General features: G+C 68.9%; 13 protein-coding genes and 1 pseudogene. 6 read left to right on the forward strand and 8 right to left on the reverse strand.

The annotated features are described in order from the left end of the window. Window positions 1–136: 136 nt before the first annotated feature. From ACIQHQ_RS36995 to ACIQHQ_RS37005, 3 genes are read right to left on the reverse strand one after another with little or no spacing between them, the layout of a single operon-like run. Entirely contained in the window at window positions 137–823 is a 687-nt protein-coding gene (locus ACIQHQ_RS36995; RefSeq protein ID WP_402621106.1) for a response regulator, read from the reverse strand. Continuing rightward, window positions 820–2232 carry an ATP-binding protein gene (locus tag ACIQHQ_RS37000; protein WP_402621109.1) on the reverse strand — a complete coding sequence of 471 codons (1413 nt, stop codon included), beginning with the start codon at window positions 2230–2232 and terminating at the stop codon, window positions 820–822. The genes ACIQHQ_RS36995 and ACIQHQ_RS37000 overlap by 4 nt, the downstream gene beginning before the upstream one ends. An 11-nt stretch (window positions 2233–2243) precedes the next feature. Next, window positions 2244–4163: an APC family permease gene (locus ACIQHQ_RS37005; RefSeq protein ID WP_402621112.1), complete on the reverse strand. Its 1920-nt coding sequence runs from the start codon at window positions 4161–4163 to the stop codon at window positions 2244–2246. 332 nt (window positions 4164–4495) lie between these two features. On the opposite strand from ACIQHQ_RS37005, the gene ACIQHQ_RS37010 reads away from it, so the two are divergent. The 4 genes from ACIQHQ_RS37010 to ACIQHQ_RS37025 all read left to right on the forward strand — a co-directional run bounded on the left by ACIQHQ_RS37010 (window position 4496) and on the right by ACIQHQ_RS37025 (window position 9075). Beyond that, window positions 4496–4828, forward strand: coding sequence for a VOC family protein (locus tag ACIQHQ_RS37010; protein WP_402621138.1), 333 nt, complete (start codon window positions 4496–4498; stop codon window positions 4826–4828). A 323-nt stretch (window positions 4829–5151) separates the two neighbouring features. Continuing rightward, complete coding sequence (locus tag ACIQHQ_RS37015; protein WP_402621115.1) at window positions 5152–5862, forward strand: AAA family ATPase; 711 nt, start codon at window positions 5152–5154, stop codon at window positions 5860–5862. Between the two features lie 553 nt (window positions 5863–6415). Beyond that, on the forward strand, window positions 6416–7234 hold the full coding sequence (locus ACIQHQ_RS37020) for an ABC transporter ATP-binding protein (RefSeq protein ID WP_402621118.1): 819 nt from the start codon (window positions 6416–6418) through the stop codon (window positions 7232–7234). Next, window positions 7219–9075 (forward strand): hypothetical protein, encoded by a 1857-nt coding sequence (locus ACIQHQ_RS37025; RefSeq protein WP_402621121.1) that lies wholly within the window; start codon window positions 7219–7221, stop codon window positions 9073–9075. The genes ACIQHQ_RS37020 and ACIQHQ_RS37025 overlap by 16 nt, the downstream gene beginning before the upstream one ends. A 361-nt stretch (window positions 9076–9436) precedes the next feature. On the opposite strand, the pseudogene ACIQHQ_RS37030 reads toward ACIQHQ_RS37025, so the two are convergent. Further along, a pseudogene (locus tag ACIQHQ_RS37030) lies at window positions 9437–9616 on the reverse strand (cold-shock protein); the annotation flags it as partial. A gap of 464 nt (window positions 9617–10080) precedes the next feature. Between ACIQHQ_RS37030 and ACIQHQ_RS37035 the strand changes: the two are divergent. Beyond that, the gene (locus ACIQHQ_RS37035; protein WP_402621124.1) at window positions 10081–10569 is read left to right on the forward strand and encodes an STAS domain-containing protein; all 489 of its coding nucleotides are present in this window, start codon (window positions 10081–10083) and stop codon (window positions 10567–10569) included. A 396-nt stretch (window positions 10570–10965) separates the two neighbouring features. Here ACIQHQ_RS37035 and ACIQHQ_RS37040 read toward each other — a convergent pair whose 3' ends face one another. The 4 genes from ACIQHQ_RS37040 to ACIQHQ_RS37055 form a co-directional block, all read right to left on the reverse strand. Next, window positions 10966–11118: a hypothetical protein gene (locus ACIQHQ_RS37040; protein ID WP_402621126.1), complete on the reverse strand. Its 153-nt coding sequence runs from the start codon at window positions 11116–11118 to the stop codon at window positions 10966–10968. A gap of 593 nt (window positions 11119–11711) precedes the next feature. Continuing rightward, a complete protein-coding gene (locus ACIQHQ_RS37045) occupies window positions 11712–12089 on the reverse strand; it encodes an STAS domain-containing protein (RefSeq protein ID WP_402621129.1) in 378 nt (125 codons plus the stop codon). A gap of 8 nt (window positions 12090–12097) precedes the next feature. Then, window positions 12098–13582: a PP2C family protein-serine/threonine phosphatase gene (locus ACIQHQ_RS37050; RefSeq protein WP_402621132.1), complete on the reverse strand. Its 1485-nt coding sequence runs from the start codon at window positions 13580–13582 to the stop codon at window positions 12098–12100. 339 nt (window positions 13583–13921) lie between these two features. Next, entirely contained in the window at window positions 13922–14296 is a 375-nt protein-coding gene (locus ACIQHQ_RS37055; RefSeq protein WP_402621135.1) for an STAS domain-containing protein, read from the reverse strand. A 275-nt stretch (window positions 14297–14571) separates the two neighbouring features. On the opposite strand from ACIQHQ_RS37055, the gene ACIQHQ_RS37060 reads away from it, so the two are divergent. Continuing rightward, window positions 14572–15294: an ANTAR domain-containing protein gene (locus tag ACIQHQ_RS37060; RefSeq protein WP_402621141.1), complete on the forward strand. Its 723-nt coding sequence runs from the start codon at window positions 14572–14574 to the stop codon at window positions 15292–15294. Window positions 15295–15669 lie beyond the last annotated feature (375 nt).

Below are 15669 nucleotides of genomic sequence, written 5' to 3' on the forward strand. Positions count from 1 at the left end.
AGGACCATGTCGACCTCCCCAGGCTTTGGACAGCACTTCGCCTCATGACGTCCGCTAGGAGCAAGGGAGCCCGCTGGCGACGGGCTCCAGGGCGTGGTCATGGGCCGTCGCCGGTCCCGGGATGGCGACTGCGGAGTCAGGCGGGAGTGTCTGGGGTGAAGCGGTAGCCGATGCCGGGTTCGGTGATGACGTAGCGGGGTCGGGAGGGTGCCGGTTCGAGTTTGCGGCGGAGGTTGGCGAGGTGGACGCGCAGGTAGTTGGTCTCCTTCTCGTAGCGGGGCCCCCAGACCTCCTGGAGGAGCTGGCGTTGGGTGACCAGACGTCCGGGGTTGCGGACGAGGACTTCCAGCAGGTGCCATTCGGTGGGGGTGAGGCGGATTTCGCCGACTGCGGTGGTGACGCGCTTGGCGGCGAGATCGACAGTGAAGGCCGCTGTGGTGATCACGGGCTGTTCGTCGGCGGGGGTGGCGCGGCGTAGGGCGGCTCGGATGCGGGCGAGGAGTTCGCCCATGCCGAAGGGTTTGGTGACGTAGTCGTCGGCGCCGGCGTCCAGGGCGTTGATCTTGGCGGTTTCGTCGTGGCGGGCGGACAGGACGATGATCGGGGCGGTGGACCAGCCGCGGAGGCTTTCGACGATGTTGATGCCGTCGAGGTCGGGCAGGCCGAGGTCGATGACGGCCAGGTCGGGGGCGGAGGTGGCGGCGGCCTGCAGAGCGGTGGTGGCGTCGGGGGCGGCGTCGGTCTGGTAGCCGCGGGCGGTCAGGGCGATGGTCAGGGCGCGCAGCAGGTGGGGGTCGTCGTCGACGATAAGGATGCGGGTCATGGCGCTGTGGAGAGGGTGAGGGTCATGGTCAGGCCGCCGCCGGGGGTGTCGGTGGGGATCAGGGTGCCGTTCATGGCCTCGGTGAAGCCGCGGGCGATGGCCAGGCCCAGTCCGAGACCATGACGGGTGGTGTGATCGTTCAGGCGCTGGAAAGGGGCGAAGATGCGCTCTCGCTGGTCGGCGGGGACGCCGGCGCCGTGGTCGGTAACCTGCAGGCTGATCAGGTTTCCGTCCTGGCGGGCGTGCACGTGAACGGGCTGGCCGGGTGGTCCGGCGTCGAGCGCGTTGGCGACCAGGTTGGCGATGACACGTTCCAGCAGGCCGGGGTCGGCCCAGACCGGCGGCAGGTCGTCGGGAACGTCGACGTCCAGGGTGCGGCCGGGGGGCCGTGGGGTGTGCAGGAGGGCGGCGGCCGTGACCTCGTCCACTGCGGTGGCGCGGGGGTGGACACTGAGGGCGCCGGCTTGCAGGCGGCTGAGCGCGAGGAGGTTTTCGACCAGGTCGTTCATCTTGTCGGCGGAGGCGTCCACGGTCGCCAGGAGTTCGGCCTGTTGGGCGTCGGTGAGTTCCAGGTCGGGCTCGCGCAGGCTGGACACGCACGCCTTGATGCCGGCGAGCGGTGTGCGCAGGTCGTGGCCGACAGCGGCCAGCAGCGCGGCCCGCAGTTTGTCGATTTCGGTCAATTCCCTCGCGCGGGCAGCCTGGGCGGCCAGGCGCTCGGCTTGTAGCGCGCGGGCGGCGGCTGTGGCCAGCAGGGTGAGGAAACGCTGGTCGGCGGCGAAGACGGCCGGGCCGTCCGCCACCAGCCGCAGGTGCTCCCCGGCCGACACGGACAGCGTCGGATCAGCTGATGGCGGCTCGCCAACGACGGCGACCGGGCGTTCACCGTCGGCGTCGCGTTCCAGCAGCGCGGCGCCGGTCATACCAAAGGAGTTCCGGACGTGCTCCAGCACCGCGCTCAGTGGCCGTTCCTCCAGCGGCGCCTCGGTGATCCGGGCCAGCAAAGCGGCCTCGACGCCGCTACGGGCAGCCGCGGCTCGCTGCCGGGCGGCCAGGTCGACCGCGACGCTGACGGTGGTCGCGACCACCACGTAGACGGCCAGGGTGATGACCAAATCACGGTTCTCCACCGTCAGGGTGCGGTAGGGCGGGACGAAGAAGAAGTTGACCAGCACATCGGAGGTCACCGCGGCCACCAGTGCCAGGCCCAGCCCGCCAGTGGCGGCCACGATGACCACCGCCGTCAGATAGATGAGCGCGATACTCGCCAGCGACAGCGAGCCCCTCACGGGCACCAAAGCCACGGTGAGGACCGCCAGGCCCATCGCGGCAGCACCAGCCGCGGCCAGCCGACGGCCTGCGCCCCTTCGGCGCCGGCCACGGTCGTGGGGCAGGTCCAAACCCTTCATGATGTGAAACGCTAGCCGACCTTCGCCCCGGCGCCAGGCCCGGCGGGGTCCGGCTGCTGCGGGGCCGCGCGATCGCTGGAATCCAGCTGCCACGGCACGCTGGTCACCATCACCCCACGCTGGAACAGCAACCGGGCCTTCAGCCGCAATGCGGACTGATTGTGCAGCAGCTGCTCCCACCAGCGACCGACCACGTACTCGGGTATGTAGACGGCGACGAGGTCCTGAGGGTGCTCGCGGTGCAGGCGCGCGACGTACTCCAGCACCAAGCCGGTGACGTCCCGGTACGAAGAGGACATCACCGTCAGCGGCACCGGAATTCGGCGCTCCTCCCATTCGGTGCGCAGCCCACTCACCTCCTCCCCGCTGATCTCGACGGTCAGTGCGGTGAGGGAGTCCGGGCGGGTGGCCTGGGCGTAACCCAGCGCACGCAGGGTGGGCTGGTGCAGCTGCGAGACCAGCACCACCGCGTGGATACGGCTGGGCAGCACGATGCCACCCGGCTGCGGACGCAGTTCACGAGCCACGCGGCCGTAGTGGCGGCGGATACCGCGCATCATCGCGTACAGCACCGGCATGGCGATGACCACCAGGTAGGCGCCGTGACTGAACTTGGTGACCAGGACCACGACCAGCACCAGCGCGGTCAGGCACGCGCCCACCGCGTTGATCACCCGCGAGCGGTGAATGCGCCGACGCTGTCCCGGATCGGCCACACTCGCCAGTTCGCGGTTCCAGTGCCGGACCATGCCGGCCTGCGAGAGGGTGAAGGAGGTGAACACACCCAGAATGTAGAGCTGGATCAGACGGGTCACCGACCCCTCGAAGGCGTAGATCAGGGTTGCGGCGACCACGGCCAGGATGACGATGCCGTTGGAGAACGCCAGCCGGTCCCCGCGGGTGTGCAGCTGCCGGGGCAGGTAGCGGTGCTCGGCCAGGATCGCCGCCAGCAGCGGGAAACCGTTGAAGGCCGTGTTGGCCGCCAGAATCAGGATCAACGCGGTCGCGGCCTGGATGTAGAAGAACATCACCGTGTCCGTGCCGCCGAACACCGCGGCAGCAAGCTGGGCGATCACCGTGCGCTGCGAGCCGGTCGTACAGTTGCCGGGAAAGCCCACCAGCTGGCAGGCGTCCTCGGCGTACCGGACATCCGCGATCAGGGCCAGCGCTGTGATCCCTGCGAACATGGTGATCGACAGCCCGCCCATCACCGCCATCGTGGTGGCCGCGTTCCGCGCTTTCGGCGGCCGGAACGCCGGCACCCCGTTGGAGATAGCCTCCGCACCGGTCAGTGCCGTGCAGCCGGAGGAGAACGCCCGCAGCGCCAGTAGCACCAGCGCCATGCCGGTCAGTCCCGCGCTTCCCGGCTCGGCGTGAACGTGCCACCCGGCGCTCTCGGCCACCGGCGCGTGGCCGAAGGCCGTCTGCAGCAGCCCAATGACGACCATCGCCAGCACGCCGCCAATGAACAGATACGTCGGTACCGCGAACAGCCTGCCCGACTCGCGGACCCCGCGCAGATTCATCGCGGTCAGCAGCACCACGAACCCCAGGTTCACCGCCACCCGGTGCTCAGCCAGCGCCGGCACCGCCGAAATGATGTTGTCCACGCCGGCAGCCACCGACACGGCCACCGTCATCACGTAGTCCACCATCAGTGCCGATGCCACCACCAGCCCCGCCCCTGGGCCCAAGTTGCGGGAGGCCACCTCATAGGAGCCGCCACCGGAGGGGTAGGCCTGCACCACCTGCCGGTAGGACAACACCACCACCGCCAGCAGCACCACCACCGCGGCCGCCACCCACGGCGCCAAGTGCAGATAGGCCAGCCCACCCAACGTCAGGACCAGCAGGATCTCCTGCGTCGCATACGCCACCGACGACAACGGGTCACTGGCAAAGACGGGCAGGGCGATCCGCTTGGGCAGCATCTGCTCACCCAGGCGGTCACTACTGAGGGGCCGGCCCACGATCAGCCGCTTGAAAGGTATCGACACAACCGGCAGCCAACCCGTCCATCCGGACGGGGCCCGTTTCTTCGCGCGGTCTTAACGCCGCCACCGGCGATCTTCACGCCGTCTTGGCGTGATCAATCCAGCAGTACCGCGTCACAGCCTCAGCCTTGGGACAGCACACCCCCGGAATACTGATCTGGAGGTTCACCTGGCAGGAACCCGCTGGTGGGGTGCGGGCTCCGGAGTGGGGAGGCACACGGGTTCATGCGCCGGTCCGCCTATGCTCAGGCCCATGGCAATGGGAACAGATCATCGTCGACTCCGCCGACCCCATCGCCCTCGGGCGCTGGTGGGCCGAGGCTCTCGGCTGGGTAGTGGTCGACGAAACCGAGGAGATCATCGAGATCCGGCCTGAGCCGGACCGGATGCCGGGCCTGCTCTTCGTGCCTGTCCCCGAGGGCAAGACGTCGAAGAACCGGCTCCACCCCGACTTCCGCCCTGACGACCAGGGGGCCGAGGTTGTGCGGTTGCTCTCCCTCGGTGCCCGGCGCGTCGACACCATGCAGGACGGGCAGCACTGGGTGACCCTCGTCGACCCGGAGGGCAACGAGTTCTGCGTCCTGAGTGACCGCAAGAGCTGAGCGGGGACCGGGCAGCTGTCCCGGGGCCCGACGTCCGCCTCGCTGACACGCAAGTCAGTCCGCCCAGGTCAGGTCACCCCTGACCGACTATCTTCGCTGTCAAAGGACAACACGCACCGGTTCCACTCGACGGCCCGCCGCCCTCACGGGCGGCGGGCCGTCTCACGCCGTGACGTCATTGCCCGTGAACAATCTGGCAATCGATCAGTGCCGAACGGCTCCCGAACTCGTGGAGTGACGTCCCTTGAAGTGAACGAAGCCAAGATGCTGGGTCCCGGCGACGGGGCACGTACGTCGTCCGAGTCCTGCGCGACACTGGTCGAGTGATTGTCGAACGCGCGTATGCCCACCTCTCCTCGTACGACGAGGACGCCTGGCCCTGGTCCGTGCCCTGCGTCCGGCAGCTGCTCAACGAAGGGCTGCGCTTCACCGCGCCGGTGACCTTTCTGGTCGGTGAGAACGGCTCAGGGAAGTCGACCCTGGTCGAGGCGCTGGCGGAGGGGTTCGGTCTGGACTCCTATGGCGGCTCCCACGACTGGCGTTACGCCTCCCCGCGTGGCAAGTCGGCGCTCGGCAAGCGGATGAGGTTCGATGCGGCCTCGCGCGGGCGCCGTATGGCCACCAGTTGGTCGGCGCGCAAGGGCTTCTTCCTGCGGGCCGAGACCGCGCTGGACGCCCTGAGCTGGGAGGGGTTGTCGCCGGACTCGGTCAGCCATGGCGAGGGCTTTCTCGCGGCATTCCGCGGTAAGTTCCTACACGCCGGGCTCTATGTTCTCGACGAGCCGGAGGCGGCGCTCTCCTTCTCCTCGTGCCTCGAACTGATCGGGCACATCGACCGGTTGGCCAAGGAAGGCGGCCAGGTCATCTGTGCCACGCACTCACCCTTGCTGACTGCCCTGCCGGGCGCTGACATCGTCGAGGTCGGCGAACACGGCATACGGAGGGTCGTCTGGCGGGAGCTCAGCGTCGTGGATCACTGGCGCCGCTATCTCGCCGACCCGCACGCCTATCTACGGCACCTCGTCGAACCGTAGGGGCGGTCCCCCTCAGTCACTTGCGCAACGTACCGGTCAGGGCGGACCCGGCCGGAGCAGTTCCCAGGAGGTCACCGCCGGCAGGTACAAGGGCAATCGGGCCGCAGGGCGGCGGCCGGCGCCGGTACGGAATTCGCGAGGTGTTGGCCGCGATCACCTTCGCGGCCACGACGGACTGCACTTGGGCGGTAGCTGCTGCCGGTCTTCGGCCCGTCGGGATCGACCATGCACCGGCGCTTCACCAAGTGGACCGCCGCCCAGGTCTGGGCGAAGCTGCGTCGCTTCATCCTCGACGAACTGGACCGCAGACTCACCCAGTGAGACGACGTCTACAGGGGTGCTGACGGCGGCCCGGTGCGGGGGCAATCGGAGGAGTTGGCCAAGCTGAGGAGCCCCTCAGCCCCCACTCGGTACGCGCGGAAGCAGACCGTCGCATTCCGGCCCGTCGGACGGGTGAACTCGCTTGTAGGACAGGGCCGTTGCAGGATGGCCAGCAGGCCCGATGGGCCCGCGATCCGCGGGCCACCCTGTGTCTCCCCCCAGAAGGAATGCGATGGACGACGTAACTCAGCACATGAGCGTGACGGACACGGCCGACAGGGACTCCGGGGGAGGGGAACCCGCGTTCCGCCTCGCGGGTCTGCACAAGGTGTTCGGCGGCTACACGGCGGCGGATCACGTGGATCTCACCGTCCGGCCCGGCTCCTTCTACGGCCTTGTCGGACCGAATGGTGCGGGCAAGACCACCACCCTGTCGATGGCCGTCGGCCTTCTCCGGCCCGACGCGGGTACGGCAAAGGTCCACGGCGTCGACGTCTGGCAGGAGCCGCTGAAGGCGCGCCGCCTGCTGGGCGTCCTGCCCGACGGGCTGGCCATGCCCGAGCGGCTCACCGGCCGTGAGCTGCTCACCTATCTCGGCCAGTTACACGGACTCGACGCCGACGAGGTGGAACAGCGCGCTGACGAGCTCCTCGCCGTCATGGAACTCGACGGTTCCGCCGAACGCACCCTGGTGGTGGACTACTCCACCGGCATGCGCAAGAAGGTCGGCTTGGCCACGGCCCTGCTGCACGCCCCGCGGACGCTGGTGCTCGACGAGCCCTTCGAGGCGGTCGACCCCGTCTCCGCCGTCACCATCAAGCAGATTTTGCGGCGGTTCGTCGACTGCGGCGGCTCGGTCCTGATCTCCAGCCACGTTATGGCTCTCGTCGAGGAACTGTGCGACACCGTCGGCGTGATGGCCCGTGGCCGCGTCGTCGCGGAGGGCCCACTGGATGACGTGCGCGGCGGCCGCTCGCTGGAGGAGACCTTCGTCGAGCTGGTTGGCGTGACGATCGGCGGCGGGGAGGGACTGTCGTGGTTGGCGTCCTGATCCGCATGAAACTGGCCGTGCTGCGCCACAGCACGTCCGACTCCAAGATGGCCCTCAGCGGCCTCGGCTGGTCCGCCGGGATCTGCCTCGCCGTTTTCACGGTCATCCTGGCGTTCCTCGACTTCTCCCAGCCGCGGATGCTGATGGACGTCCTTGCGGTCACCTTCGCCCTGTGGGCGCTGGGCTGGATCGTCGGCCCGATCTTTGCGGGCGGACCCGCCCTCAACAGCGAGCACTTCCACCGTCAGCCGATCCCGCGCCGCACCCTGACCATGGGCCTGCTCGCCGCCGCGCTGGTCGCCGTCACTACTGCGATCACCGTGCTGGCGTTCGGCGCGATGATCGCCTTCGCGGCCCGATTGAGCTGGCAGGCCGTCGTGGTGTCGGTCCCCGCGGTGGTGCTGCTCCTGCTGCTCGTGGTGCTGCTGTCCCGGGTGGTCACCCTGCTGTTCCGCACACTGGCCCGCTCCCGTACGGGCGGCGCCATCACCGCGACCGTCACCGCCGCGATCGTCTCTCTGTGCTCCTTCTCCTGGGTCCTGATCATCGGGGTCTACCTGCTGCTGGAGTACGGCTTTCCGCCCACCTTCTCCACCGTCGTGCGGTCGCTGCCCTCCAGCTGGGGACTGCTCGCCGTCGAGGCGGCAGGCCGCGGCGACTGGCTGTGGGCGGTGGGACCGCTGGTCGCGCTGGCCGTGCTGGTGGCGGCGCTGTTCGCCGCGTGGAGCGCCCTGCTGGGGCCGCAGCGGCTGGCCCGCCCGGTCATCCGGGGCTCCTCCGCACGCGAGGCCGTACGACGTCGCCGGCTGTTCCGCGGCGACGTGGGGATGATCTGCCTCAAGGAGCTGCGCACCTGGTGGCGCGACCCGATGCGCACCCAGAGCATCGTGCTCGGCCCCGCTTTCGCGGTCATCACCGCGCTGTTCCCGTTGATCTTCGATTTCACCGCCGCGTTCCCGTTCGTCGGCGCGGTCGGCGCGCTGATGGCCGCGGCGACTTGCGCCAACCTCTACGGTCAGGACGGCACCGCTCTCTGGCTGACCCTGACGGTGCCCGGGAAGGAGAAGGCCGACGTCCGCGCACGCCAGCTCGCCTGGCTGATCGTCTTCGGCCCGCTCACGCTGCTGCTGACGCTCGCCGGATCGCTCGTGCACGGTGACCCCGCCCTGGTGCCGTGGGCGCTCGCGGGCAACCTCGCCGCGCTCGGCGGCGGTTCCGGCCTGCTGATCTGGGCCTCCGTCGCGGTCCTGGTGCCCGGCCCGGACCCGCACAAGAGCAAGAACTCGCCGATGGACCACGGCGACGTTACGGGACAGTCGTTCCTGATGTTCTTCCTGGTCGCGCTGGCCATGTGCCCCGCGCTCGGGGTCGCCTGGGCGGGCCACGCGCTGGAGCAGCCCACGCTGCTGTGGGCGAGCCTCCCGATTGCCTTGCTCACGGGTGTGCTCAGCCATGTACTGCTCGGCTCGGTGGCGGCGAAGAAGCTGCGGGACAAGGGCCCGGAACTGCTGCATCTGATGCGCTCGGGCGCCCCGACGTCGACCGCCGCCGACGAGGACGAGGCCAGCAGGTCCCCGTTTGAGACGATGTCCGCCAAACGCCAAACCCTCCTGTGGACGGCCGTGGCCCTCGGCATCCTCGGCCTGTTCCCGCAGGGCCTGGCGCCGCTGGGCATCAAACTCAGCGGCTCCACGGACAAGGTCTGGTTCCTCGCGCTGCACGTCTCCGACCCGTGGCAGTGGCCGGTGATCGCCGCCATGGTCCTGATCGGCCTCGCGGGCTTCTGGGCCGCCTACTGGCTCTTCCGCGCCGAGAAGAGCCGCATCCAGTCGGCCGCGTGAGCCGCGCCGCCCGTGCCGCGCACCCCTGAGCCGACCATGCCGCCTCCTCCTGGCCAGGTGGTTTATGTGGCGTCGCCTCATTTGGACTGTTCGATAGTCTGCGGTCGTGGGGGTCGTGGAGCGTCTGGAGATGGCACCCGAAGCGTGACACCCACCGTCTGGCCCAGCCTGTGAGGGCACGGACCATTTTCGACCTCCCCAGGCCCGGCCCCCACACACAGGCCGGGCCGGACGGTGAGACAGTGGTCCTCAGGGCCGCGACCTGGGCCGGTGGGCCTCTGAGTGAGTGGCACTGCTGACCTTCAGTGCCGAGATGATCAGTCGCGACGTGGGAAGCCGGCACTGCGCTTGTGCTGCCCGCTCAGCAGCGGACGATGTTCTGCGCCTGCGGCCCCTTCCGGCCCTGGCCGATGTCGAAGGTCACATGCTCGCCCGGGGCCAGCTCGCGGTACCCGCTGCCCTTGCTCTCGGAGTAGCGCGCGAAGACGTCCGGGCCCCCGCCGTCCTGCTCGATGAAGCCGAAGTCCTTCTCGGAGTTGAATCACTTCAGGGGCGCGCTGGCCATATGCTCGACCTTCGCTCATACCTGGGAGCATTTCCTGCAAAGCAGGCACGTTCCGGCTCCGCAACCGCACCAGCCTGAAGCCGTTGTTCTTTGACCACCCTGCTGATCCGACCGACGACACACTCCCAGGCCAAGGCGCGCGCACGGGTAGTACCTGCCGCTCACTTCCGCTGCCTCGCGTGGTGGGCATGATCGTCCTGTGCCGAAAGGCAGAGCCTTTACCAGCGCATGCTGGCGTCCGATGCCCGGTCTGTGCCACGTTGGACGGACACCAGCCTGGTTTGGTAGGAGACCCCGCACCGCCCCCTGAAGGTCACCTTGAGTGGCCGGGATGCGGTGCGGGTTGTCTTGCTCGACTGTGCGTGCCCCCATGTCACGCGCTTGATACCCCCCAGCCTGGGGGTGTGATGGGCTCGACCCCCGGAAACGAGGGGCGAACCATGAACGACCTCACCGTCACCACACAACAGCACTCCGACCGCACCGTCGTCACCGTGGCCGGGGAGATGGATCTCGACTCGTGCCCCGCTCTCGAAGAAGCGACGCTGGTCATTCCCCTCGACGGCAAGATCTTGCACCTGGAGATGTCCGGGGTGTCCTTCATGGACTCCGTCGGCCTGAACCTCCTGCTGAAACTGCGCCACCGCCTGCTGGCCGAGGGCGGCCAGCTCCTCGTCACCGGCCTGCAGCGCCAGCCCGCGAGCGTGCTGCGCCTAACCGAGACCGACACGCTGCTGACCCCCGTCCATGCGCCTACCGGCAGCCCCACCAGCAGCCAGGGCAGCCACACCGCCGCGGCGAGTAGGCCGACGGCGGTGGAGCTGGCGTCCAACACCTCAACCGCGATCAGCGGCGACGCGACCACGGTGATGCTGTTGCCCAGCCCACTCACTGTCGCGCCTGTCCAGCGCAGGCGGAAATCCGGCTGAGACACTTTCCAGCAAATTCGGGGCTGGTCCGGCGGGTAATTCATCGAGTCCACACCCGGCATCCTGAGGTGAGCTCTTCAACTTGCCGTACTGGTCACGAAGTGGGTAAACCAGCCCGGGGCAGATCAAGGGGCGGTTGAGCCCCCAGCGATCCGGCCGAAGGTGGGCAAGCCCAGGTGGATGGCCGTGGGCTTGAGAGCGGCATCGAGCTGAGCCAGCTTGTCCTCGGCGCCGGTCAGGCTGATCTCCAGGCCCTCGACTCGCCGAGCCACCCCTCGCGCTGAGCTTCGGTGGGCGTGACCTTGTGCACCGGGCGGGTGTGATCGGCGAACACGGATGGGCAGGTTGTCATCGACTGACCGATCCCCTGTACCGGCCATGCGCTGACCGATCGGCTCAGTGCTGATGGTGGTCGCGTTTGGGCAGGTAGAGGGGGCTGAGCTGGCGCCAGTAGGCGTGTACGAGGTCTTCGGCCTCCTGCACCGCCCGCTGAGCGCGTGGCGCGTCCGTCGGCAGGCGTTGCTCGGCCTGAGCCGCAGTGGAGCCCATGCGCCGGACATCCCTGAGCGCCGTCCAGCGGGATACCGCAGCAGTGCGCGGCCTGCTCTTTCGGCCCGTCAGGCACCAGCGCGCGAACATTATCGCGGCCACCACTGACAACGCGCTGGCGGCATACACCTCATGACCGGCCACTAACCCCTCCTGCCGGACACCCGTACGGACCGTGCCCGGGTCATGTGCCCCGATATCGCATCGCCAACGTCACCACTGGGCCAAGAAACCCTCACATGCCATCGCCGTGCGGTTGGAGGTCGGCACTCAGGCACCCAGCGGCACGCTCGCCGGGCCTGCCCGACCCGGCCCAGCGTGGCCAGGCTGGTAATACTCCTCCGTGGGGCAGCCCGGAAATGCCGAACGTCACGCGGACGGAAGTCGGCATCGATCTCCGCCCGCGCCACCCCGCACGTCTGCACCGCGCCGGTCCCGACCTCGCCCCATCGGCGTTCCTGGGCCATTCCGCCTGACTCCCAGCCCTGTTCTCTTGGGCCCGTGACGCCTGCCCCGGCGCCGAGGCGACAGCGTCTCTGGACATGCCCTTGGAACGCCGCACAAGCCTCTGGTCTGGCAGTACCAGAGGCTGCTTACCTGTTCGCGGAGGCGGGCGGGCTGTCGGTCAAGGCGGCGACCGCGTCGGCGGTTGTGGCATGGACAGGCAGGAGTGAGTCGACGCCGGTCATGCTGAGCATGCGCATCAGGCGGTTGGGGACAGCGGCGAGGCTGAGTGAGCCGCCCGCTTCCTGAGCCGCGTGCCAGATGCCGATGATCGCGCTGAGACCGGCGGAGTCGCAGAAACCGACCGGTGCCAGGTCCAAGACCAGGCGAGGGTGTCCTTGCTGGATGATCTCCAGAGCTCCGGAGCGCAGGGTGGGCGCGGTGTGCACGTCCACATCGCCGACGATCGTGGCGATGGCGATGCCGGGGTGGGGGTGCTGGACGGTCAGGTGAAGTGTGTGGGTCACGTCGGTCATCACTCCTGGCCGAAGTGTTCGGGTGCGGCGGTGGTGTGGGCGGTGGCGGCGACGCCAGTGTCGGGTGCGGTTTCGGCGTCGGGCACGGACAGGGCCAGCAGGGCCACGTCGTCGCCGGCTCCGTCGGGCATTGAGGCCAGCAACGTGACGGTGTCTTCGACCAGGGTGGTGGCGGTGAGAGGCCCGGTGCGCTGGTGGAGGAAGCCGGTCAGGCCGTCCTCGCCGAGCATCGTGCCCTGAGTGGTGCGGGCTTCGGTCAGCCCGTCGGTGTAGAGGAACAAACCCTCCCCGGGGGCCAGGCAGAAGGTGTCCTGGGCGAAGTGGGCCTGGGGGAAGGCTCCGACGAGCATGCCGACCTTGGGCCGGACCGCCTTTACCCATACGGCGCCGCTGTCGTCGGGGCGCACGTGGTAGGCCGGCGGGTGGCCGCCGGTGGCCACGGTGACGGTGAAGCCGCCGTCCTCACGTGGTGCCAGGAGGCCGAAGAAGGTGGTGCAAAAGCGGCTTCCAGCGGTGACGTCGGTGAGCAGGGCGGTGTTGAGCGTGCTCAGGACGGTGACCGGGTCCGGATCCATCTGGGCCGCGGCGCGCAGGGTGTGGCGGGCCAGGGCGGTGACGGTCGCCGCCTCGGGGCCCTTGCCGCACACGTCACCGAGGAAGAACGCCCACCGGCTGCCGTCGACGGGGAAGACGTCGTAGTAGTCGCCGCCCACGTCGTGGACGGAGGCGGTGCGGTAGTGGCAGGCCAGCTCAAGGCCCGGCACGACGGGAAGGGCCGGGGGCAGCAGGGTGCGCTGGAGGGTGGAGGCGAACGCGGCGATGGCGGTCTTGTCCTTCTCCGCCTGTTCCCGCGCCGCTCGTTCCGCCTCGGCACGCGCTCGTTCCATCTCGGCCTGGCGGCTTTCCGCCTCCCGCCGCTGCTGCTCATTGCGTAGTGCGCGCAGCGCCGACAGCCGCAGCTCCATCTCGTCCAGGACGATCGCGGCGAGGTCGGCCAGTGTGGCGGTGTCGTCCTCGGTGATGGAGCGCGGTTTGGTGTCCAGGACGTTGACCGTGCCCAGCCGGTGGCCGTCGGGGGTGATGATTGGTGCGGCAGCGTAGAAGCGCACACCCATCTCCCCTGCGACCAGCGGATTGTCCGCCGCCACGGGATCACGAAGGGTGTCGGGGATGACCAGCGCGTCATCACGCAGAATCGCCGAGCCGCACAGGCCCGGATCGCGGCCGATCTCCTTGACGCCCTCGAGGCCGTGTGCGGCCTTGAACCAGATGCGGTCGGTGTCCACGATCGTGACCGTGGCCACGGGGACATCGAAGAGGCGGGCGGCCATCGCCGCCACCCGGTCGAACGCGCCGTTGGGCGGAGTGTCGAGGATGTCGTAACGGCGTACCGCTTCAATACGGGCCGCCTCCACATTCAGGTCCGGGACCAGCTCGGGGCGACGCCCAGAAGCCGGGTCGGTGGCCGAGGCCTGCTGGGTCATCGGCTTTCCTCTCCGTCGATGGGCCGCCGCGAGCGGCATGAACCGACGCAGCCTAGATCGAGTACACGTCCGAAAGCCAATGCCAGGGGACGTGATCGCACTCCGCGGGCTGCTGTGGCCAGACGGAATCCGTGACCCCACCAGGCGGCGCCCGGCCCCGTTCGGCTAGAAGAGGGCAGGATCGACGAGGCCTGGTCCTGATCGAGGTCATGCCCCGCGACAGCGCGGCCAGAGCAGCTGCCTTGCGCAAGGCCAGCGTGTAGCGGTCGGTGAACTCCAGCCCTTCGACGCCGAGCAGTCGGCGGCCCGGTGCCCAGAGCGGTCGAGCGAGCACTGACTTCAGTCCGAGGTGGCGTCCGCGACGCTGGCCCGGATGTCCAGGACAGTGTCGGCTCCGGTGATCTCAAGCACCCGCTTGAGCTGTGGCGCAGGCGCGGCCACACGCGGGCTCGTCATGGGGTGGATGTGCAGCAGGTTCAGGAATGTCGAGTCCGCGAACGTGACGCCCGAAGCGTCCAGGACCACCCGGGAATGCTTGTGCGCGGCCGTCTGCAGCGCGTCGGCGAGCGGGCCGATGGAGTCCATGTCGTAGTCGCCGTGAGCGACGACCACCCACGCCCCGCCCAGCTCGTACTGAACCACCGCCGCTCGCCCAGGTGCATGTCCGTTGAGGTGATCAGACGGTTCTTGCCGGTCGCGGTCGGCCGTACTCATGTGGTGGATTGTGCCGGGCCGTTCGACAACGCGGTATACCGCCCCAGGAGTGTCACCGTCGCGCGCGTCACGAAATGGCGGAGTGTTTGGGGAGTGGACGTTGCAGCGGCGGCTACTCGCCGACGGCGGGGTTCGGAAGCAAGCCTCGCGGAGTCCTCCGGATTCGGGTCTGGAGGACTCACGCTTGCTGTGACGGTTGCGCTCAGACGGATGCTGAGAGGAAAGCGGGGCAGGCGAACCAGATGTCCCGTACGCCGTCCCCACCGGTGATCCTCATGGTCTCCCCCACGCCTGCCGAGCCGCAGCCCGCAAGAGCAGCAGCCCACGAGTGCGATGCGGCGATCGAACGACTGCGCACGGAGAACAGGCAGCTACGCCAGGCGCTCGCCTCCCTTGCCGTAGTCGACCAGGCCATCGGCGTCCTCGTGGTTCTGGGACACGTCCATCCCGATGACGGCTTCACCGTGCTGCGGGATATTTCCCAGCACACCAACACCAAGCTGTCCACCGTCGCCGAACACGTTCTCAAGCACGCCCAGGGTGCTGCCCTGCCTGACCTGCTCGCCGGCGAACTCCACGCCGCGCTGACCCGGCACAGCCCACGGGGCGCCGGTGGTCGTGAGGACGCGACCTGCGAGCGGGCCACCCAGGAGTCGGACGAGCACAGCGGTACCTCCATCCGGCGGGACTCTCCCACCTCACCCCTTGGTGGGACTCGTCGACGGACAGCACCGGGGTGCCGGCGACGTCCGTTAGGGCCCGGGCGATGCGGGAGAACTGACGCTACCGACTGTGGGGGTGCCAGCCGTGCGGGCTGGTCGCTTGGGGAGGCGGACGCGGGACAGACCGAGCAGGGACTGGAGCGCGCGTTGCGCACCCGGCCTATTCCCTCAAGCACTGAAGCACGCCTACGTTTTCTGCTGGCGACGCACCGGGGTTCCACCCGGAAAGTGGCCACGGTGCTGGGGTCTCGCAGCGCACTGTGCAGCGGTGAGTGACAAAGAGATCCTTCATCCGCCGGGTCCGCTGCAGGTCCGGGCGATCGAGGATGCGGTTCTGGCTCGGTGGCAGCCCCGGGTACGGGCCCGTCGGCGTGCTCAGGCAGAAGCGGAGGGCTTCGTCTTCCATACCCGTGCGCGATTCGGCTTCGCGGCTCCCGCAGGCTCCTCGGACGATCCGCGGGTGCGGTGGATCATCCAGGAGCTGCTGGGGAGGTGGCCCGGGAGCTGTTCGCCGCTCATTCCCGTCCGTTGCTGTGTCACGTAGCGGCACAGCAACGGACGGGAAGGCCGGAATGCTCGGGCTTCAGCCCGAGGAGCGAGTCAACGCGGTGCGGTTACGCGGCGCGGGTGAACTGCCACCAGTTGACATTG

Origin of the sequence: Streptomyces sp. NPDC092370 (assembly GCF_044755265.1) — a bacterium.
Lineage (GTDB): Bacteria > Actinomycetota > Actinomycetes > Streptomycetales > Streptomycetaceae > Streptomyces.

Bases quoted from the DNA above. Each gene is read 5' to 3' on its own strand.
- ACIQHQ_RS37050 (WP_402621132.1), bottom strand. From the start codon at position 13,582: ATGACCCAGCAGGCCTCGGCCACCGACCCGGCTTCTGGGCGTCGCCCC.
- ACIQHQ_RS37000 (WP_402621109.1), bottom strand. From the start codon at position 2,232: ATGAAGGGTTTGGACCTGCCCCACGACCGTGGCCGGCGCCGAAGGGGC.
- ACIQHQ_RS37005 (WP_402621112.1), bottom strand. From the start codon at position 4,163: ATGCTGCCCAAGCGGATCGCCCTGCCCGTCTTTGCCAGTGACCCGTTG.
- ACIQHQ_RS37060 (WP_402621141.1), top strand. From the start codon at position 14,572: ATGGTCTCCCCCACGCCTGCCGAGCCGCAGCCCGCAAGAGCAGCAGCC.
- ACIQHQ_RS37035 (WP_402621124.1), top strand. From the start codon at position 10,081: ATGAACGACCTCACCGTCACCACACAACAGCACTCCGACCGCACCGTC.
- ACIQHQ_RS37055 (WP_402621135.1), bottom strand. From the start codon at position 14,296: ATGAGTACGGCCGACCGCGACCGGCAAGAACCGTCTGATCACCTCAAC.
- ACIQHQ_RS37040 (WP_402621126.1), bottom strand. From the start codon at position 11,118: ATGGGCTCCACTGCGGCTCAGGCCGAGCAACGCCTGCCGACGGACGCG.
- ACIQHQ_RS37020 (WP_402621118.1), top strand. From the start codon at position 6,416: ATGGACGACGTAACTCAGCACATGAGCGTGACGGACACGGCCGACAGG.
- ACIQHQ_RS36995 (WP_402621106.1), bottom strand. From the start codon at position 823: ATGACCCGCATCCTTATCGTCGACGACGACCCCCACCTGCTGCGCGCC.